We start from the raw sequence: 21204 nt of genomic DNA on the forward strand, positions 1-21204 counted from the left end.
ATGGAATTTGTATGAAGAGACGCATCGTCTAGCCGCTCCCTATATAGGCTGGTCATTAGGATAAAGTTCGGTAACTAAGGATATCGTAGTAGATACTGCATACGGCAAGCGAAAGAGGACACGTATGAAAGGCATTATTCTTGCAGGTGGCTCAGGTACGAGGCTGTATCCCCTGACCACGGTCACGTCGAAGCAGCTGCTTCCCGTCTACGACAAGCCGATGGTCTATTACCCCCTGTCGGTGCTGATGATGGCCGGCGTCCGAGATATCCTCATCCTCTCCACCCCCAAGGATCTGCCGAACTTCGAGCGGCTGCTCGGCGACGGCTCCCACTACGGTGTGAACCTCAGCTACAAGGTGCAGCCGTCCCCCGACGGACTCGCCCAGGCGTTCATCCTCGGCGAGGAGTTCATCGGCGGCGAGCCGTGCGCGCTCGTGCTCGGCGACAACATCTTCTACGGCAACGGTCTCGGCCGCACGCTGCGCGGCGCCGTCAAGGCCGCCGAGAACGGCGAAGGCTCCACCGTGTTCGGCTACTACGTGGACGATCCCGAACGATACGGCGTCGTCGAGTTCGACGAGAACAAGAAGGCCGTCTCCATCGAGGAGAAGCCGGCGCACCCCGCCTCCAATTACGCCGTCACCGGACTGTACTTCTATGACGAGCGCGTGACCGAATTCGCCAAGCAGGTCAAGCCGTCCGCCCGTGGCGAGCTGGAGATCACCGACCTCAACAAGATGTATCTTGAGGACGGCACCCTCAACGTCCGCACGCTCGGCCGCGGCTACGCATGGCTCGACACCGGCACCATGGACTCGCTTTACGAAGCCGGCGAATTCGTACGCACCATCCAGCGTGCGCAGGGCCTGCCCATCGCCGTCGTGGAGGAGATCGCCTACCAGAACGGATGGATCACCGAGGAGACCCTCATGGAATCCGCCACCAAGTACGGCAAGAGCCCCTACGGCAAGCACCTCAAGGACGTCGCCGAAGGCCGCATCGTCGTCAAGAAGACCGAGTACGAAGACTGAAGTCCAGCCGTTTGCAGTGAAAGGAGCGTAGCGGTCCGTACCTTGTCAACGTGTATGGACTGCTACCATTTTTCTATGACCCAGGAACATCCTCTCGTCTCCGTCATCATCACCGATTTCAATTACGGTGAATATATTGCGGAGAGCATTGAAAGCGTGCTGAACCAGACATACTCCAATATCAAGTTGATTATCATCAACGATGGATCCACGGATGACAGTGATGAAGTCATCAAAACCTATTGTGAGAAACATCCTGACATCACTTATGTGAAACAGGAGAATGCCGGCATCGTTGCCACCCGCAATCGTGGTTTGGAATTGGCACAGGGGGAGTATCTGTGCTTCCTTGATGCGGATGATGTTTGGAATGACGATTATCTCGCAACCTTGGTTGCGCAGGCGGAGCGGGATCACCTTGATGTGGTGTACACCGATTTGCACGCTTTCGGGAATGATGATGTCATATTTGGCATGCCGGAATTCAGTTTGAAATTCCTGATTGGCCGTAATTTCGTTCATATGGGGTCTTTGATTCGGCGTTCGGCGATTGGCAAGCACCGTTTTGACAAGCATCTGGACAAGCTGGGACGAGAGGATTGGGATTTTTTCCTTGGACTGGCCTTGGACGGCGTGAAATTCGCCAAAAACAGCGACACCTATCTTTCCTATCGGAAGCATGAAGGATCCCGTGACGTGTCGTACAGTGCAGGAGGACTCACAGCACAAAACAAGGCGAATGCATTCCGTTTTTTGAAGACCTACACGTATATCATCGAGAAATATCGTCGCATGTATCCCGGAACGGTTGACTATACGGATGATAGCGAGATTGTCGAAACGTTGACTTCTCACCAAGTTCTGCAGGATGCTCTTGACAAAGCCAACGGAGATAATGCCAAGCTGCATGAGGAAATCCATGACCTCAAAGAGGACAACGAGGTCAAGGATGGCATGGTCAACCGTCTACTGGAGGATGCCGCCGATTTGAATGAGCGGCTTGCTCAGACCAGTCGCGAGGTCATCGACTTGCGGAATTCCAAATCCTTCCGTGTGGGACGAATGATCGCCGCACCACTGACCATCGCGCGGACAGTCAAGCAGCATGGCGTAAGAGCCACCCTCACCAAGGTGAGAAACGTCGTGCGTCGGCAGAAGAACACGGCCCCTGTCTTTCCTCAGAATGCCGCGCTTGAGGCTCAGAAATACGTCGGGTATGCCGCTGATCATTATCCGGACGCTAACGCCGTCGCCGCAATGAGGAAAACGGTCTTTGCCAACCAGCCGCTGATTTCGGTCATCATGCCTGCATACAACACGCAGGGACGCTACCTGCGCGAGGCAATCGACAGCGTGATTGGACAGGCCTACGCCAACTGGGAGCTTGTAATCGTCGATGACGCATCGCCGCAGCCGCAGGTGCAAGCCATTGCCAAGGAGTATGTGGCCAAGGACTCCCGAATCAAGTTCATGCGCATGGTGCAGAACGGCGGCATCGCCAAGGCTACCAATGCCGGCATCGAGGCAGCGGGCGGCGAGTTCATCGCGCTGTTCGACCATGACGATCTGCTATGGCCCAATGCGTTGCATGAAGTGGTGCAGACCATCAATGCCGTGCCGAACGCAAACTTCATCTATACGGATGAAGACAAGGTGAACGAGCACTCGGAACAGCATTTCGAGCCGTTCTTCAAACCGGACTGGAACAGCGAGCTGCTGCGCAGCGTCAACTACATCACGCATTTCACGGTGATTCGTGCCTCGGTGTTGCGGGAAGCCGGTCTGGAAGATCCGGAATACAACGGTGCCCAGGATTGGGAACTGTTCCTGCGCGTGACACGTTCGGTGCATCCGACGACCATCTGCCACATCGCCAAGGTGCTCTACAGCTGGCGCGCCTATTCGGCCTCCACGGCCCAAAGCATGGGGGCGAAACCGTATGCACTCCGAGCGCAGAAGAAGGCCGTGGAAATCGATCTCGTGCAGCGTGGAATCAGCAATGCCGTGGTCAATCAGAATGCCAACGGCTGGCTGAACGTACGATATCCGTTGCAGGGCAATCCGCTGATCTCCATCGTGATTCCCAGCAAGAACCAGTTCGCTGTGGTCAAGCGCTGCATCGAATCCATCTACGCAAGGTCGACATATCAGAACTTCGAGATCATCCTGGTGGACACCGGTTCCGACGATCCCCAGGTTCTCGACTGGTATAAGAAAGTCAGCGCCAAGCACAGCAACTTCCATCAGCTGTCTTTTGTGGAAGAGCGCTTCAGCTACTCTCGTTCCTGCAACTTCGGCGCTTCCAAGGCCAAGGGCGAGCTGCTTATCCAGCTGAATAACGATACCGAAGTCATTTCTTCCGATTGGATGCAGACGCTCGGAGGCCTTGCCCAGCGTCCGGAGATCGGAGCTGTCGGACCTTTGCTGCTGTATCCCGGCAATGCCGTCATCCAACATGCCGGCATCGGCGTGGGAGTCGGCAGCAAAAACGGTGCCGCAGCCAACCTGTTCAACCATGTGGAGAAGAACTCAAACCAGCTCAATGTCACCCAACAGGTGATGCTGTGGCTGATTCGCGACGTCACCGCCGTGACCGGTGCCTGCATGGTCATCGAAAAAAAGAAGTTCGAGGAAGTCGGTGGATTTGCCGACGAATTCCGTGTGACGTTCAACGATGTCGACCTGTGCTTGAAACTGTGGTCGAAGGGCTACCGCAACGTATACATGCCCACCGTCGAGCTCACACATCACGAGTCCATCAGTGTGGGCACGCCGGATCGAAGCAACCGCGATGTCATTGAGCTTCTGCATGCCGACGCCTTATTCAAGCATCGTTGGGCGCAGTTCGTGGCGGCCGATCCGAACTACAACTGTAACCTCAGTCGAGAAAAGAGTGATTTCACGTTATGAGCGACCAGAATTCCGTATCCGATACGAAAAAAAGACTGGGTATCTTCTGCTTCTACGATCATGCCGGTCATGCTGATGGGTATATCGAAGTATTGCTCAAAGCTCTTCGTCCGTATCTGAACGATCTTGTCATCGTCGCCAATGGCAAGCTGGATGGTGAATCAAGAGCGATGTTTGGTCAATTCACCGATCAGATCACCGTTCGTGAGAATAAGGGACTTGATGCGGCAGCCTATCAGCAGGCCATGCTTGCTTTGGGATGGGACAAGCTGGAGTCGTACGACGAAGTCATCTGCTTCAACGACACCGTCATGGGACCACTTTATCCGTTCTCCGAACTGTTCGACGCTATGGAAGCGAAGAACGTCGACTTTTGGGGAATCACCGCACACCCGAAGGCGAAGTTCGGCGAAGAAAGCATTCCCGCCCATATTCAGGCATACTGGCATGTATATGGCAAGCGTCTGGTCTCCTCTGGTGCATTCCAGCAGTACTGGGAATCCATGCCGGTCATGACCGATTACGCGGAGGTGACCCGAAAGCATGAAATGCGGTTCACCCCGTATTTCGAGCAACTCGGCTTCACTTGGGTCACATATATCGACGCTGAGAAATATGCCGGTCTTTCACCGTATCCGCTGCTGTTCATGCCCAAGCAAATCATCGAAAATGATCGATGCCCTATTTTCAAGCGTCGATCGTTCTTCGTGGATTATGGTGCCTACTTCGACAAAACCGCAGGCCAGCCCGGCAGCGAGCTTTATGACTACATCCGCGAGCACACGGATTACGACGTCAATCTGATTTGGGACACACTGCTACGATCCTTCAACCTTGACGACATACGCCAGGCTATGCACCTGGACTATGTGCTGCCTACCAAGGCCTTGAACCCTCGCGAGGGTGAAGCCCCTTCGTCCGCGTTCATCCAGCACGTTTATTTCATGGACCTGCTCGACGATACCTTCCATTATTTGAATTCTCTGCCGGAATCCACCGATCTGTACATCACCAGTACCAAAGACAAGATTCCACAGATTCGTGCCTACGCGGATTCTCACGGTTTCACCCACCCGATTGAATTCCTTCCTGTAAAGAATCGCGGACGTGACGTTTCCGCCCTGTTCGTCGCCGCAAGCGGTGTGGTGCTGAGCGGCAAATACGAAGTCATCGGCTTTGCCCATGACAAGAAGTCATCGCAGGTCGGCGAAAGCGGCCACGATGGCACCGAATCCCAGGGCTTCGCATACAAGCTGATGGAGAACACACTCGGCAGCAAGGACTATGTCCAAAACGTGCTGACCCTGTTCGTGCAGAATCCGCGGCTTGGCCTGGCTGCTCCCACGCCGCCGTGGCACGCCATCTACTTCGCGCACACCATTCCCAATGATTGGGGTCCCAATTTCGACGGTACGCAGAAACTCATGCACGACATGCTCGGCCTCGATGTGCCGATGACTGAAGCGAAGCGCACAATGTCGGCCATCGGATCCTGCTATTGGTTCCGGGTCGAGGCATTGAAGCCGCTGTTCGAATACGGCTGGGATTATGAGGATTTCCTTCCCGAAGGCAAGATGGGGGTGGACGGATCGATCTCCCATGCCATAGAACGGGCGACCGGGTATGTGGCGCAGTCGCAGGGGTATTATGCTGCGTGGATCCTCACCGACAAGTATGCGGCGATCGAACTGGATTCGCTGTTGCATGCGTCTAAGATTTTCATGGGGACGCTGGGGCCGTATCGTTGGGGCGACAGCCTCATCGAAAACAGCCGGTCCTCCGACGCGAAACTGACCGCGTTGCGCGTGTTCCATGAGCGTTCTCTGCGCAACAGAATCCATAATCGTCTACGTGGCATCGCCCACAAGGTGATTCTTCCGCTGCCAAAGCCGTTGCGGGATGCCGCCTATAATCTGGCCTGGGGGCCGGTGGCCATACTCCGCAAGCTACGTTCCCATAAGTAATTCTATTGGAATTCCGGCATCCACGGCTGGTATATCGGGCTGCGGGTAGAATCACTGTCTGGAAATGAGGTGCTTGTGAAACTAATCAAGAGAATGCAGGAGCGATACCATACATCGTTGGTGATCCTCCGGGAATTGGTGAAGACCGACTTCCAGCTTCGCTATCAGGGTTCGTTCCTGGGCATTGCATGGTCGGTTCTTAAGCCGCTGATGCTGTTCGTTGTCATGTACGTAGTGTTCGTACGGTTCCTGAAGTTCACCGACGGCACGCCCACGTTCCCACTTGTGTTGCTGCTGGGCATCAGCTTGTGGAACTTCTATTCTGAAGCCACCACCATGGGACTGGTGTCTATTGTGAACCGAGGCGATGTGCTGCGCAAGGTACATTTCCCCAACTACATCATTGTGGTGGCGGCAACGGTGGGATCGCTTATCAGCCTTGCCATCAACATGGGCGTGGTCATCGTGTTCTGCATATTCAGCGGATTGGTGCATTTCACCTGGCGTGTTCTGTTGCTGCCGTTCAATTTCATCGAGTTCTATGCTCTGGCGCTTGGCTCGGCCTTGTTGCTTTCCGCTTTGAACGTGTACTTCCGCGATATTCAACACATCTGGGAGGTGTTGCTGCAGATCTTCTTCTATGCGACGCCTATCATCTACCCGCTTAGCATGATTATTCAGCGTCTCGGACCGGTTGATGGTGCCATCGTCACCAAGATGCTGTTGCTGAGTCCGCCTGCCCAGATAATTCAGGATATTCGGCATAACCTCATCGCTCCGGATACGACACAGACCGTATGGACCGACATTAATCATCTGTGGATACAGTTGATTCCGATAGCGATCACCGTGATGTTGCTCGTATTGGGTATCCACCTGTTCCGCAAGTACAGCCAGAAGTTCGCGGAGGTGCTGTAAATGAACACCACAATGGAAAAGAACACCGTTGTGAAGACCACTGCTGATGAATTGGTAACGGAAAACGACGACAAAAAGGTCGTGCTGAAGGTCGATCATGTGGCCAAATTCTTTAAACTCCCGACCGAGCAGGCATCCGGCCTGAAGCAGGCCCTCATCAATTGGACCAAGGGAATCAAGGGATTCAAGATTCAGCATGTGCTGCGTGATATCTCCTTCGAGGTTCATGAAGGCGATTTCTTCGGCATTGTCGGACGAAACGGCAGCGGCAAATCCACGCTGCTGAAGTTAATCTCTCAGATCTATATGCCTGACGGCGGAACCATCACGGTGAACGGCAAACTCGTGCCGTTCATCGAACTCGGCGTAGGCTTCAATCCGGAGCTTACCGGCAGGGAGAACGTCTACCTCAATGGAGCTCTCCTTGGCTTCTCCCACACCGAAATCGACGACATGTACGACGATATCGTCGAATTCGCCGAGCTTGGTGAATTCATGGACCAGAAGCTGAAGAACTATTCATCCGGCATGCAGGTGCGTTTGGCGTTCTCCGTGGCGATCAAGGCACAGGGCGACATCCTCGTACTCGACGAAGTGCTCGCCGTCGGCGACGAATCCTTCCAGCGTAAGTGCGACAACTACTTCGCACAGATCAAGAAGGATCCGAAGAAGACCGTCATCCTTGTGACCCACAGCATGGACGCGGTCAAGAAGTACTGTAACAAGGCGATTCTCATCAAGGACGGAGAAATCGTCGAAAGCGGCAACAAGGACGACGTCGCCGATCGCTACACGCTGGAGAATCTTCGTGCTTCTGCGGAACAGCATAGTGTCGCATCACCGGATTCTGAGTATCCGCTAGGCTTGAGCAAGCGCGTACCGGTGCTGAAGCAGATTCCGGTCTCATCCTTGGTATTGAAGAGTTCGGATTCATTTGTATTCGACGTTGAATATGAGTTCAATGAAAGCACGCCGTATTATTTAGCGGCAGCGGTTTTCGACTTGAAGAGAGGCGGTATTTCATTTGATTCCGGAGAAGATACTTTTCGTTTTACTGAACCGGGACATCACATGGTGCGGTTCTCTTTGCCCCTCCATTTGTTCAACAATGGAGAGTACAAGGTTCTTGTAACGTTACGAGTGGATAAAGATAAGCCTACGCCGCAGGAGCGAACTGAGCGTCTTGCGTTTACTAATGATGCGAATTGCAGCACTTTTGCTATCCGTGATACTGACAATGGTGACTATGCACTGATTAATGACCGATCGTTGCAGTTCTCTATCATCAATAGTGAATCGTAATAGCAGATACTCATGTTTTGATGTAGGTTTGGGACATTTTGTGCTTGCTTATGTCGAATTCTATGCAGCGGCTACACTATGAGATGGATGCGGCATTTGGTTCTCACGGTTTCCTCGACACAATCCTGAACGGATGCCGCATCTCTTTCTCCTTTTTATCGCCTTTTCTTGTCGCAAATTGTCAGGAGGTGGGGGGTATCATTCCCGACGGGAATGATTTAGTGAGGCGAAAGGGTGCAGGTATAACGATGTTGAAACGTGCTATTCCCCGAATGATGACAGGCATTGCGGCAATGCTGCTCGTTGTCCCCATGGTCTTGGTGGGGGATATGCCGGCGTGGGCAGATGAAACGTCGAAGGATTCCACTACGGCCGTTGAATCCACGCCCGGTACTCCTTCCGATAATGATGAGGAATCGTCAACGCCGGATACGAATAACGATGCTGATTCCAGTGAGGGTTCGGACGCCTCAGACGGCGAATCCGCGGATTCTGTGACTTCGGATGAAGCCGCAGGCGGCACGCAATCGGAATCCACGAACAACGATGAGACTCAATCATCCGATGGAACGCCAGTAGCCCCCCGAGCGGCAAAGGCAAAGACCTCTTGGTCGGATATCACCGGATTCAACAACGCATATACGAAATACGCCAGCGGATTGTCGGGCCGTCTCTCCTCTGTGTGCCGCGCTGCCGGTTGCAAAGTCGCTGGGCTGAAGGACAATGGCACCATTTCCATTAACTCCGGATATCAGGGAACATATTCGGCGGATGCTTCAGGCGGTATCATCACCACGGCTTCTGACACGACGCCACAGACCGCTACAACATACAAGTTCACGGTTCGTCCTAACTACACAGGCAAGTTTTCCATTCGTAACACCAGTCCTGTCGGCGGTACGAGGCCTTCTTTCATCATCGCTGCACGTGGACAATTCGGGAAAAATGGTTCTCCGTCAGATTACGTATATGCCGGATACATTGGGGACCAAAAAAACGGTGTAAAGGTTGCTTCGGCAGGTAATTTCTCTTCGTGGTTGAACAGCTCATCCCGCGGTGACTATTTCTTGGGTAACAAGTCGGCGATGTTGTGTGCGACAGGTCGTTGCCAAGGCGGTGCCAACACCGAAGGCAACTGGGTATATTTCAACAACGGTACGAAATCTGCCATCACCGTTTCCGTTGTCTTGACGGCCCAAGGACGGACCGCATCGGGTAGCGCTGCCAAGTTGAACGTGGCTTATATGGAATTTAACAATGCGGATGCAGTGCCGGTATATCGTGTATATAACCCGAAGATTCATCAGCATCATTACACTGTCAGTAGAAATGAAGTCAACAAGTGCCTTCGTCAGGGCTGGCGTAGTGAAGGTGTCGCATTCAAGGCATTTAAAACAGGCAATCATGTCTACCGGTTATACAACACGAAATATCGAGCTCATTTCTTTACGCTTAGTAATAGCGAATACGTATCGTTGCAAAAGCACGGATGGCGCGGCGAGGGTATTGCGTTCTACACTCGCGCCAACGGTCTGCGAGACGTGTATCGCATGTATAACACTTATTCAAAAGAACATTTGTACACTTCATACGGCGAGTACAAGTCTTTGATTCATTCGCGCGATTGGAGGCAAGAGAAAATCGTATGGAATGCGATGTGATATGTCAATCGATTCTGTATTGGTGAGGGACGCACATGAGTACTAAGCGCGAAGGACTGGCATCAGTCTCTTGGAAACGCATGTTGATTTTTGCTGTGATCATTGTAGCGGTCGTCATCGCGATTCTTGCCGTATGGAAGGGTGCCTCCTATGTGCAGGAAAAACGTGCGGAGGCTGCTGCACCGGCGTTGGTTTCTAAAGTCAATACCGATTGCAATCCGAACGTGCAATTCAGTGAAACATCGATTAACAAGGAGATCATGGTCACGGAGGACGGCGGCAAATCCATGACGTTGCTCTCTGGCAAGGACTCCTCGAAGAAAACACTGGACTGTATGCTGACCAAGTACGGAATGCCCGAAGACCTGAAGCACCGAATTCTTGATGCCAAGATGGACGACGGTCTGAAAACCGAACGATGGAACGGCATGGACGTCACTTGGATCTATAACGAAAATTCCGGTCTGCAAGTCACTCTTGAGACCTTGAACGATAAGTAGCAATTTGGATATTTGATAAGGAATTCATATGCGTTTATGGTGGGCATATAAACAAACACAACGGCGGATTTGGGCTATTGTCACCGTCATTATTTCTTTCGCATTACTGGTCCCCATGGCACTTACCAGTACGGCGCCGGCTTTCGCAGCAGGAGTTACCGTTGGTAATGGTGCCACTGCTGCCGTCACCGGCTGGCAGAAGGTCGGAGGAGACTGGTTTTACGTCGAACAGGGTGTACCTCTGAAGGGCGATCAAACCATCAATGGTGCTTCGTATTACTTCACGGAGGATACCGGTGTTCGTTATTCCGGCTGGCGTCGGCTCTCCAACGGCCGTTACGTGTATTATGATGCCAATGGAAAAAAACGTTCCGGTGGCGAGCTGAAAATTGGTAACGCCTACTACTATCTCGAATCCAAGACCGGCTACCGTCATGCTGGTTGGGCTCGTTTGGGCGATCAGGTTTACAAGGTATATGATAGCCGGACCGGTAAGCGCTTGCGGTCTAGTACGCACATAATCAACGGTCGCCGGTACTGGTTTGCAGCGAATGGAGCGACCGATAAATATGGTTGGCAGAATCCACCAAAGTATTTCCAGGTGAGCCACCGTTCGGTAACGTTCAGGAACCGTCCGGCACCGTGGAACTACGCGACTCCCTCGCGCATCCGTGTTGATGCGAGCCGTAATCAGGCAATTGAGCAGACGATTCGTCGTGCATACCAGTACATGGGTTCTCGCTATGTGTGGAATTACGCCTTGGCACCCAACCAAGGTGTGGATTGTGCCGGTCTGGTTATGCAGTCGCTGTATGCGACGGGCATGAATCTCGACGGCTACAATCCCTACAACCACTGGTATGTTCCCTATCACAGCCATGATGCCAACAATATGGCTGCGGACAGGCGGTTCCAGCATGTGCCGCTTGAAGGACGTAAACGCGGCGACCTCATCTTCTATACCGGCCATGTCGCCATTTATCTGGGCAACAATCAGGTGATTGAGGCATATCCGCCGCGAGTGCGTGTTGCGAATATCTTCGACGGCGGACGTCGTCCTACCGCAATCGCTCGCCCATACGTCTGATTCTGAGTTGAAGTGATGGTGGGCAGAGGAAATCCTCCCTCTGCCCACCATATTTTTTGATATACGTAGATTTTGCAATAGGCATGGTGAGGTTGGTTATCGAAGTAGCGGGATCATGCATTTGCTAACGGACTCCCTGTGAATTTACAATAAGCAGGTACGCAATGAAGAATGAAGGAGGTGAATAAAGAGATGGATGTTATGGATGTAGCGGATTTTTTCATCGCAACGGCGAATGAAGGAAATCCGGATGAAGACGATGGCATGACGAATATGAAGCTGAATAAGCTTCTGTTTTTCGCGCAGGCGGCCAGCCTACAGCGTTTCGGTAAGCCATTGTTTGATAGAGATATTGAGGCTTGGCAGTACGGTCCCGTTGTACGGGATGTGTACCGGATATTTAAAGGGTATGGTCGAGACTCCATTTCTAAAGTGGTCCAGCCGTTTGATTGGAAGCAGCAGGATCCGGAGGTTCTGGAGCTGTTGTGCGACGTATACCGTACATATGCGCGAGATTATTCGGCCATTGGCCTGATGCGCATGACTCATCGAGAAGGAACTCCGTGGGCGCAGGTCTATGAGGAGGACAGAGACAATGTGATTCCCACCGATGTGATTCGTCAATGGGTCAAACGGAATCCTCTGCCAATAGATGAAAAGACGGTAGATTCGGCAACGGTAGCTGTGGCCGATCTTGACGAGAAGGGAAATCCGTTCCTTCCTGAAGGCTGGGAGGACGACGATGACTGAAATCCGGCCATGGCAGGTATGGAAGGTGTGGTTTCCATACCGAGAAGATCCCACTCAGGGCAAATATCGTCGAGTCATTATCAAAGAGGTGCAATCTAATGATTGCGTTGTCATCTACGTGACAAGCAAAATCAAGAAGAATTGGTTCCCTGATTTTGTACTGTTGAAAGACTGGGGCGATGAAGGGTTCGAATGTGCCTCAGCGGCTCGGTGCCGACGATTGCTGAAAATTCCCAAAACTGCATTGCGGGATTATCAAGGCGAACTGTCACCATATGACAGACTTGAGTTGCAGATGCGATATCAACTGTGATGATCGAATCAGTAGGGCTGAAGTTTCATCATCGGCCCTACTGATTTGACTTCGAGATGAAAGCGTCCTGTTGCCGAGTTGTCGAGAACGCCTTCTTTGAGAACGTCTCTACTTCATCGCCTTCACCCGTCGGTCGTAGATGTGCTTCTCGAAGAGGCGGATTTTCTGGAGCGCGGCGCAGCGAAGACGCTGAGCGGGGGAGAGCTGGGACAGCAGCTCGCGCATCTCATTGCTGTCGAGTTCATATTGGCGTTGGCTATCGGGATTGTCGAAATCGGGTGCAGTGCGTTCCTCGACGACGGAGCCGACCAGTGTGTAGTAGCTTCTTGCCGGCGTGACGCCTTCAGCAAGGGCATGACGGAAGTTGGCGATGCCGGCGGCCACGTTGTCGTGGTAGAAGCCGAAGCTGCGTTCGGCGTGGGTTACGGAACCTGAAGATTGCAGCCAGTAGTAGAGCACGGCATTCACGTCGACCACCTTGTCCATGCGCGAATACAGTTCGCCGGCCACCATCACGTCCTGCGCATACATGCCCTCGGGGAAGCGCACGCCGTCCCACAGTTCGCGGCGGTAGAGGCGGCACCAGTTCGCCTCGTTGAAATATCGGGCCTCCGTATGGCGGCCGAGAGCGTTGCCAATCAGACGCAGAGACTTGCAGAACACGGTCTGATACGCGCGGAGCGGATTGCGGAACACGGTCGTCGACGCCGGCGGTTCGGCGCCGACCGCGGCCTGCGCAACCGTGTCGGCGATCTGCGAGACGCCGACCTGCCGCCAACGGGCCTTGCTCATCGAAGCGCCCGTGGACTCCAACGCGTGCAACAGCAGTTCGATGTTGCGACGGTCGAGAATATCGTCGTTGTCGGCGAACGCGATATACGCGCCCGTCGCGGCGTCAAGACCGGTGTTCTGCGCTTTGGCGATGCCGCCATTCTCCTGATGAATCACACGCACGCGCAAATCCTCGGCCGCATACTCGTCGCAGATCGCTCCCGAGGAATCCTTCGCGCCGTCATCCACCAGAATGATCTCCAGATTCCGATACGACTGGCCGACAATGGAATCCAGACAATACCGCAGATACTTCTCCGCGTTGTACACCGGCACGATGATGCTCACGAGTCCATTCGACGGCTCATCCGACAGTTCATTCGACAGTTCATTCGGCATGGGCATCAGTCTACTTCACCGATCATTCCGACTCGCACAGTACGTGCCGTTCGCACTATTCGCACTGTTCTGTTCGCACTGTTCGCGCCAACGTCGCTTACACCACGAATCGCACGTAGGTGTGGTCATCGAAGGATTCGAGCGTGGGGGAGAAGCCCTTGGTGTCCTTGAACTCGCGGATGAGCAGCGGATCCTTGCGACGCAGACGCAGCAACTCCGCCTCGGAGGCGTCAAGCGTGCCGCGCAGAACCGGATAGCCGTCGCTGGCGAGCACGACCTCGTCGCCCGCGTGAACGGGTGCCACATAGATCGGATACCGCGGGTCGGTGAATCCGTCGAACACGAAATACCCATACTCGCCACGCTGGTTGGCGAAATTCGTCTGCATCTTCAAAAACGGCATGATGGCGTCGCGGCCGGGGTCGGCGAACACCGCGGTGGACGTGGCGCTCGGTGGAGGCGGCACCGGATTCTCGCCGCCAGTGGATGCGCGGCCCGCCGCCTGCGCCTGGAACACGAAACTGCGCAGTTCGGCCAGAAGGATGTCGACCCTTTTCATCCTGGATATGCGTTTGCCGTTGATCATCGCCTGACAGTCGCCGAACAGCCAGATCTCATGTCTCGCCTCGCTATAGATGACGACGTTGGCCTGCAGACGTTCCGTGGGATGCTGACGGAAAAACGTGGGCGATAACGGCGAGGACTCATATCGCGCATGCAGCGCGCCGTCAAGACGACGCTGCATCTCACGCATGTCGATCGAGGAGGGCGCGTCTTTGGTGATCGTATATGTGGCGGGTGTGTCTTTGGCCATGTATGCGGCGGCCGTGGTGTTCGTGCCTGTGGAGGCTGTGCTTGTGGAGGCTGTGCTTGTGGCGGCCGTGCTCGTGACAATCGCGTCGGCAACGATGTCGTTCAACGCCTTAATCACCGTGTTCTTGGCGACGACGCCCGGCGTGGGCATCCATATGCGTTCCGACGCCTTGCTCGTCACCCCGTCGATGACCGCCACAAGACCGCCGCCGATATAATATCCGTCCTCGTTGAGCGACTGGTCCCGGTGTTTGCCGTGCGTAAACTCCTCAATGACGTCCATAACTTTCTATTGTGTCACGATGTAGGACGATGTCGAACTCGGATGCGGAGAGGGGATTGCCGGGGGTGATTGCCTTGTTCGCCAAGAATTCATGTTTGCCTTGAAATCTCCGGCGATTCGTTCATCTTGCCCATCTAGTCTGAACTATAGGAGGCCCATATTCACGACGACAGTGGAGGGGCCCCGTGAGGAAGGATACGAATATGACGCAGAATATGAGATTGCGTGTGGGCAAGCGGGTTGGTTCAGTGGCGCTTGCCGGACTGTTGACCGTGGGAATGATCGTACCGACATTCGGCATGGCCGCGACGGCCAATGCCGCGGAGACCGAGCCCGCCGCGGCGAGCACGACGGCTCCGGCCGCCAAGTCGCAGGCCCCGGCCGCGGAATCGGCTGCCAAGTCTGGTGCGGCGTCTGGTGCGGCGTCCGGTGCCAAGGCCGACGCTGCAACGAAGACCGAGGCTGCAACGAAGACCGAGTCTAAGACCCCGGCCGCCACTGCTCCGAAGGCTGCCGAGACCGTCGTGCCGCAGAGTGCAACGCCTGCCGCGCCGAAGGCCGTCGCCAAGCAGAAGCAGACCGAGGCACCGAAGGCCGAGGCCGAGGCTGTGGCAAAGAGCGAAGCCAAGTCCGCGCCGGAGACGAAGGCCGCTGCCCCGACGCAGAAGGCCACCGCCAAGGCCGAGGCTGCCCCCGCCGCCACCGCGCCCGCTGTTGACGAGTACAGCCTCGCCGGGCAGGACGGTACCGTGGTTGTGGTGGCGCCTGCCGCCAACAACGCGCAGATCGAGACGAACCTCAATCAGTTCCTCGGTGGGTACACGTTCGGCCAGCCTGCGCAGACGAACGGCAAGTGGACCGTGCAGGCCATGCTGAGCGCCAACAACCTGTCGAACGGCTGGACCATGGTGATGAGCAAGTTCACCTGGCTGAACCCGCCCGTCAAGGTCACGGACTTCGACAAGGCGTGGGCCGGCACTAACTACACGGCCACGTTCACCTATGACGACGCCGCCCAGAAGTGGGCGCTGACCACGCCGGTCAAGCTCGCCGCCAAGGCCGAGGCGACCGCGCCGGACGCCCCCGCGCTGAACGACGACAGCATCACCGCGGCCGCCGGTGCGCTTGAGGTGGTTCCGTTGAACCACACCGATGTCTTCAGCACCGTGAAGCTCAACCTGCGCAACTTCAACTATTCCGTCGGCAACGTCACCGCCGACGGCAAGGGCGGCTACACCGTGGGCATCACCGTGCAGGTGGGCGATTACGGGACATGGGCCGACACCGAGTTCCTCAAGCAGAGCGCCGCATACAACGGCGGCGTGTGGGACCGCAGCTGGGGCGAGCAGAACCTGACCGCCACCTTCGCCTATGATGCCGCCGCCAAGGGCTGGAAGCTGGTGACGCCCGCCAAGTACGCCGTGAACATCGACGTCAAGAAGGTCACCGTCTCGTTCGACACCGACAATGCCGGCACCATCGCCGACCAGACCGTGGATTATGGCACGAAGCTGACCGAGCCGGTCGCGCCGACCAAGGACGGCTACACGTTCGGTGGCTGGTACAAGGACGATAAGTTTGCGGAGAAGTTCGACTTCACCAAGCCGGTCGACTCCTTCACTGATTTCACGCTCTATGCCAAGTGGACGGAGGATAAGCCTGCCGCCAAGACCTATACGCTGTCGTTCGAGTCGAACGGCGGCTCCGAGGTCGCGGCGCAGACGGTGAGGGACGGGGAGAAGGCCGTGAAGCCTGCCTCGGATCCGACGCGCGAGGGCTATAGGTTCGCGGGCTGGTATCTGGACGAGGGCCTGACGAAGGCCGTCGACTGGACCGGCTTCACCATCGCCGCCGACACCACGGTGTACGCCAAGTGGACGGAGGAGTCCAACCCGCAGCCGGCTCCCGAGGTGGGGCTGTCCATCTCCGGCAGGGATGTGAAGGATGGCAGGCTGACCCTGAAGGTCGGCGAGACGCGCGACCTGGTCGGCAGCATCGACGTGAAGAGCCTGCAGGGCGCCGGCTCCGCGAAGGCCTCCGAGGGGGTCGACATGGGCAACGACTTCACGGCCAAAACGCTGTGGACGTCGTCCGATGTGAAGGTCGCCGGCTTCGACAGGGCCGCCAGGTTCGATGACCAGGATCTGCAGGACACGCAGCGTCTGGTCGCCATCAGCCCCGGCAAGGCGACGGTCACGTTCTCGGTGCTCGACCCCGCCACCGGCAAGCCGGTCGAGGGCCTGGCCCCGGCGACGCTTGAGGTGACGGTCGTGTCCGGCGGCACGGCCCCGAAGACCGAGCCGGCCGCCACGGCGAAGTCCACCGTCAAGGCCCCGGCCGGCAGGACGGCCGCCCAGACGGCCGCCAAGCAGCCGCTGGCCAGGACCGGCGCCGGGGTCGCCTCGGTCGCCATGGCCACGATGCTGCTTGCGGCGGCCGGCGCCGTGTTCGCCATCGCCCGCCGCGGGCGGGAGCGCTGAGCGGCCCCATCCGTCCGGCGCCCCTGCGGGATGGGGGAGCCGCACGCCGCGGGCAGGCGGCAGGGGTCCGATAGGATGGCGCGTTGACGCGCAAGGGGGCTTGCTGTGTCGGATTCCGGACATGAAACGGAATCCGCCACAGCAAGCCCCCTTTTTTTCGTATACCGCCGCCATGAGGCGTCCCCTAGGCCCGCGGCCCGTCCCTGCGGCCCCGCGACCTCCCCGCGACCGCGTGCCGGACTCCCTATTGCGTGCCGGACTTCGCGATACGTGTTGGACCCCGAAAACCACGATTGTTGAAATTGCAACGATTCCGTTCCCATCACACAACGCAAAGTCCAACACGCAGCATGAAGTCCAACACGCACGGCGAAGTCCGACACGCAACACGTAACACGTGGCATGTGGCACACGTTATGTGTTACGCGGGAGCCGATAAGTTATAGGATGTCGAGCTCGACGATGAGGGCGAGATGATCGGTCCTCGGCACCCGCGCCGTATGCACCGACCGTGCCACGATGCCCGGCGTATGCAATACATGATCGATTTCGATCAACGCCGGGAACGTCGGCCAACTGGCCGGGAAACTCGGATTCCACCCCCGATGCAGCTCCAACGACGAATCCGCCAATCCTGTCCCATGGCGCAATGCGTCACGAAAACTCGGATGAAACACGCTGGAATTCATGTCGCCAAGCACCACGGCCGCGCAATGCGGCGCCGTGGAATACTGCTTCGGCGTCCCATCGGCATCGGTCGGCAAATGGGGGGTGCCTGCCGCGTCGGCGTCACGTCGTTCCGCACTGGCGCCACGTCGTTCTGCACTGGCATCACGTCGTTGCGCATCGGCGATATTGCTCCCACGTGACGCGGTCGTCATGCCGGCCGTATTGCACGCGCCGGCACGGTCGGCGAACGAACCAAGCGCGCGAATGCCGTCACTCCAGTCCTGTCCGCTACGAGGCGGGGATTTCGGATGCACCGACGCGAACTCCACAAGCTGCCCGCCCAGACGGACCTTGGCGACCGGAGCCGCCGCCGCACTGATATCCACCGACGAATCCGCGGTCTCGACCGGCTTGAACCGCATGAACAACGCATTCGAGCCGGCATTGTCGCTCGGCCGGGATTCGCCGAGCGCACGATAGGGGAGTTCGTCGTCGATATGCGACTCCTCAAGACGGTGGATAAGATCGTCGTTCACCTCCTGCACGGCGAGCAGGTCGATATGCTCGGTCTTCACCAGATGCATGATGGTGCCCGTATCCGCACGGCCGTATCTCGTGTTCAACGTCATCACGCGAATCGTCGTCGTATGACGGTTCGCGTTCGATTCCGTGGATTTCACGAAATCCTCGGACGACGAATATTCGACCGATTGACTGGGAACACCAAGCATCGGCGAAAGAAAACCGGGGACGGTCATGACATACGGAAGCTGCCACAACAATTGGATGACCAGCAGGATTATGGCCATGACGGTCTGCGGCCAGGCATGGCGTATGACGGCGGTTGCGAGCAACACGACGATGGGCGCCGTCAGCAGTGGAATCAGCGCGATGGCCTCCGGCAGCGGTCGATGCGCATCCATGCCGGCGGGCAGATATCTCAATGCCATCCACAGGGCGATGACGACAAGCAGGATCCAAAGGATCACAAGGCGGCTCCTTGGGGAGAGGGAAGGGGACGATGACAGGATGCGTGGCGGACGTTTCTTTACAGACATAGGATGAACCGCGGAAATCGGCAGACGACCAAGACATGGCCAGCGGTCGACATAATGAAGATGGTGGCGCTTGGCGCTCCCCTCAGTCTGCTAAAGCAGACAGCTCCCCTCCGTCGGGAGGGGAGCCGATGCCGGAACGGGAACGAAAGAACTGGATTGCGTTAACGGCCGAACAGACCGCCGAGGCCGCCGCCGAGATTCGGCGGAAGCTCGGGCATACCGTTCTCACCCATCTGCAGGCCGGCCGGAAGCGCCGGGTTCTGTGGCTGCTTCTGGAACGCGGAGCCGCCGTTGCCGCCGGACCTGCCCTTGCCGGAGAGACGCTCGCGCAATGCCTTCTCCTCGGCCTCGCGCTTCATCGGGTTGCCGGAACGGCCCTTCTTGTTCTTCTTGCCCTTCTTGGCCTTACGGGCGCTCTTGCCGCCGCCGGGGCCTCCCATGCCGGGGATGCCGCGCGAGCCGTTGCTCATACGCCTCATCATCTTCGCGGCCTGCTCGAACCGCTGCAGCAGACCATTCACCGCGGAGACCGTGTTACCGGAACCGTAGGCGATGCGGGCGCGACGCGATCCGTCGATGATCTTGGGGTTGCGACGCTCCTCGGGGGTCATCGACCGGATAATCGCCTCCGTGCGGTCGACCTCCTTCTCGTCGAACATCTCCAGTTCCTTGCGATGCGCCGCCATGCCCGGAATCATGCCGAGCAGGTTCTTCATCGGGCCGAGCTTGCGCACCTGCTGCAATTGGTCGAGGAAATCGTCCAGACCGAAGCTGCCGTCGGAGATCTTCGTGGCGGCCTTACGGGCCTCCTTCTCGTCGAACTCCTTCTGCGCCTGCTCGATGAGCGTGAGGATGTCGCCCATGTCGAGGATGCGGGAGGCCATGCGGTCGGGGTGGAACACCTCGAAGTCCTTGAGGCCCTCGCCGTTTGAGGCGAAGAGGATCGGCTTGCCGGTCACGCTCGCCACCGACAGTGCGGCGCCGCCTCGGGCATCGCCGTCAAGCTTGGAAAGCACCACGCCGGTGAAGTCCACGCCCTCGTCGAACGCCTTCGCGGTCTTCACCGCGTCCTGGCCGATCATTGCGTCGATGACGAACAGGATCTCGTTCGGCTGCACGGCGTCGCGGATGTCGCGGGCCTGCTTCATCAGCGCCTCGTCCACGCCGAGACGGCCGGCGGTGTCGATGATCACCGTGTCGTACAGCTTCTCCTTGGCCAGCTTGATGGAGTCGCGGGCCACCTTCACCGGGTCGCCGGTCGCCTCGCCGGGGGAGACCACGTCGGAGCTGTCGGCCTGCACACCCGGTTCGGGGGCGTATACGGGCACGCCGGCACGTTCGCCCACCACCTGCAGCTGGGTGACGGCGTTCGGGCGCTGGAGGTCGGCGGCCACGAGCAGCGGGGTGTGGCCCGCGTCCTTGAGCCAGTAGCCGAGCTTGCCGGCCAGCGTGGTCTTGCCGGCGCCCTGCAGACCGGCGAGCATGATGATCGTCGGCGGGTTCTTCGCAAAGTTCAGCGGACGGTCCACTCCGGCGCCGAGGATGTTCGTCAGCTCGTCGTTGACGATGGACACCACCTGTTGGGCCGGGTTCAGCGCCTGCGAGACCTCGGCGCCCAGCGCGCGCTCGCGCACCTTGGCGGTGAAGGCGCGGACCACGTCGAGCGCCACGTCGGCGTCGAGCAGTGCGCGGCGGATCTCGCGGATCGTGCCGTCGATATCCGCTTCGGAAAGCTTGCCCTTCGAGCGCAGGTTCTTGAACGCGCCCGAAAGACGGTCAGTCAAAGAAGTAAAAGCAGCCATAATGCACATAAGTCTACCGATGCGGCGGGAAAACGGCCATACGGAGCCGGATGGGTCCGTAATGCAATGGTGGCGGTCGCGGAATACGCATGAGCTGATGATCACGAGCATTACGGTCTCGGAACTGTATCTGGGTGTGCGGCTTATGCCGGCGTTGCAATACAGCCGTATCGTGGCTGACCGTCGAAAAGCCGGCCGCACTATCGGCGTGCAGGATGCGATGATCGTGGCGATCGCGAAGTCGCGCGGCGCCGCGTTGGCTACTCGGAACGTCAGGAATTTCGAGGATACCGGCGTGGAGCTCGTCAATCCGTGGGAGCGGAACTGAGGGCGTTGGGGACCTGAGGGTGCTGCGTGTGTGGGACTCCCCTCAGTCAGCTTCGCTGACAGCTCCCCTCAGTCGTGAGGGGAGCCGGTTGGTGAGAGCGAACTGCTTCCCACATGGTTGAGGGGAGCCGGTTGTCGTAAACGGTGTGAGGGAGCCGGGCGGG

Annotated in this window: 16 protein-coding genes; 12 read left to right on the plus strand and 4 right to left on the minus strand. The window is 57.1% G+C overall.

Going from position 1 to position 21204, the window contains the following annotated elements:
- Positions 1-124: 124 nt before the first annotated feature.
- The 10 genes from rfbA (at position 125) to DF200_RS07755 (ending at position 12438) form a co-directional block, all read left to right on the plus strand.
- Positions 125-1033, plus strand: a complete 909-nt coding sequence (gene rfbA, locus DF200_RS07715) for a glucose-1-phosphate thymidylyltransferase RfbA (RefSeq protein WP_109137702.1) — start codon at positions 125-127, stop codon at positions 1031-1033.
- Between the two features lie 75 nt (positions 1034-1108).
- Positions 1109-3943: a glycosyltransferase gene (locus tag DF200_RS07720; protein WP_158275815.1), complete on the plus strand. Its 2835-nt coding sequence runs from the start codon at positions 1109-1111 to the stop codon at positions 3941-3943.
- Positions 3940-5907, plus strand: coding sequence for a rhamnan synthesis F family protein (locus DF200_RS07725; protein ID WP_109137704.1), 1968 nt, complete (start codon positions 3940-3942; stop codon positions 5905-5907). The genes DF200_RS07720 and DF200_RS07725 overlap by 4 nt, the downstream gene beginning before the upstream one ends.
- Positions 5908-6000: 93 nt before the next feature.
- Complete coding sequence (locus DF200_RS07730) at positions 6001-6825, plus strand: ABC transporter permease (RefSeq protein ID WP_109137716.1); 825 nt, start codon at positions 6001-6003, stop codon at positions 6823-6825.
- 12 nt (positions 6826-6837) lie between these two features.
- Entirely contained in the window at positions 6838-8127 is a 1290-nt protein-coding gene (locus tag DF200_RS07735) for an ABC transporter ATP-binding protein (protein WP_109137705.1), read from the plus strand.
- A gap of 83 nt (positions 8128-8210) precedes the next feature.
- Positions 8211-9788, plus strand: a complete 1578-nt coding sequence (locus DF200_RS10700; protein WP_158275816.1) for a hypothetical protein — start codon at positions 8211-8213, stop codon at positions 9786-9788.
- 35 nt (positions 9789-9823) lie between these two features.
- Positions 9824-10288: a hypothetical protein gene (locus DF200_RS07740; RefSeq protein ID WP_146192045.1), complete on the plus strand. Its 465-nt coding sequence runs from the start codon at positions 9824-9826 to the stop codon at positions 10286-10288.
- A 115-nt stretch (positions 10289-10403) separates the two neighbouring features.
- The gene (locus DF200_RS07745) at positions 10404-11375 is read left to right on the plus strand and encodes an NlpC/P60 family protein (protein ID WP_158275817.1); all 972 of its coding nucleotides are present in this window, start codon (positions 10404-10406) and stop codon (positions 11373-11375) included.
- Between the two features lie 171 nt (positions 11376-11546).
- Positions 11547-12125 (plus strand): Panacea domain-containing protein, encoded by a 579-nt coding sequence (locus DF200_RS07750; protein WP_109137708.1) that lies wholly within the window; start codon positions 11547-11549, stop codon positions 12123-12125.
- Positions 12118-12438, plus strand: coding sequence for a type II toxin-antitoxin system PemK/MazF family toxin (locus tag DF200_RS07755; protein WP_109137709.1), 321 nt, complete (start codon positions 12118-12120; stop codon positions 12436-12438). The genes DF200_RS07750 and DF200_RS07755 overlap by 8 nt, the downstream gene beginning before the upstream one ends.
- Before the next feature lie 108 nt (positions 12439-12546).
- Here the strand turns inward: DF200_RS07755 and DF200_RS07760 are convergent, their stop codons facing one another.
- Both DF200_RS07760 and DF200_RS07765 read right to left on the minus strand, forming a co-directional pair.
- Positions 12547-13608, minus strand: coding sequence for a glycosyltransferase family 2 protein (locus DF200_RS07760; RefSeq protein WP_109137717.1), 1062 nt, complete (start codon positions 13606-13608; stop codon positions 12547-12549).
- Between the two features lie 97 nt (positions 13609-13705).
- The gene (locus DF200_RS07765) at positions 13706-14704 is read right to left on the minus strand and encodes a hypothetical protein (protein WP_158275818.1); all 999 of its coding nucleotides are present in this window, start codon (positions 14702-14704) and stop codon (positions 13706-13708) included.
- Positions 14705-14907: 203 nt separating this feature from the next.
- Here DF200_RS07765 and DF200_RS07775 point away from each other — a divergent pair, with 203 nt between their 5' ends.
- Complete coding sequence (locus tag DF200_RS07775; RefSeq protein ID WP_109137712.1) at positions 14908-17184, plus strand: InlB B-repeat-containing protein; 2277 nt, start codon at positions 14908-14910, stop codon at positions 17182-17184.
- Positions 17185-17624: 440 nt separating this feature from the next.
- Here DF200_RS07775 and DF200_RS07780 read toward each other — a convergent pair whose 3' ends face one another.
- Both DF200_RS07780 and ffh read right to left on the minus strand, forming a co-directional pair.
- Positions 17625-18842 carry an endonuclease/exonuclease/phosphatase family protein gene (locus DF200_RS07780; protein WP_158275819.1) on the minus strand — a complete coding sequence of 406 codons (1218 nt, stop codon included), beginning with the start codon at positions 18840-18842 and terminating at the stop codon, positions 17625-17627.
- A 230-nt stretch (positions 18843-19072) separates the two neighbouring features.
- Positions 19073-20713: a signal recognition particle protein gene (gene ffh, locus DF200_RS07785; RefSeq protein WP_109137714.1), complete on the minus strand. Its 1641-nt coding sequence runs from the start codon at positions 20711-20713 to the stop codon at positions 19073-19075.
- 97 nt (positions 20714-20810) lie between these two features.
- Here ffh and DF200_RS07790 point away from each other — a divergent pair, with 97 nt between their 5' ends.
- Complete coding sequence (locus tag DF200_RS07790; protein WP_241520196.1) at positions 20811-21041, plus strand: PIN domain-containing protein; 231 nt, start codon at positions 20811-20813, stop codon at positions 21039-21041.
- Positions 21042-21204: the final 163 nt, after the last annotated feature.

The sequence above is a fragment of the Bifidobacterium catulorum genome (assembly GCF_003129925.1).
In the GTDB taxonomy this organism is placed as follows: domain Bacteria; phylum Actinomycetota; class Actinomycetes; order Actinomycetales; family Bifidobacteriaceae; genus Galliscardovia; species Galliscardovia catulorum.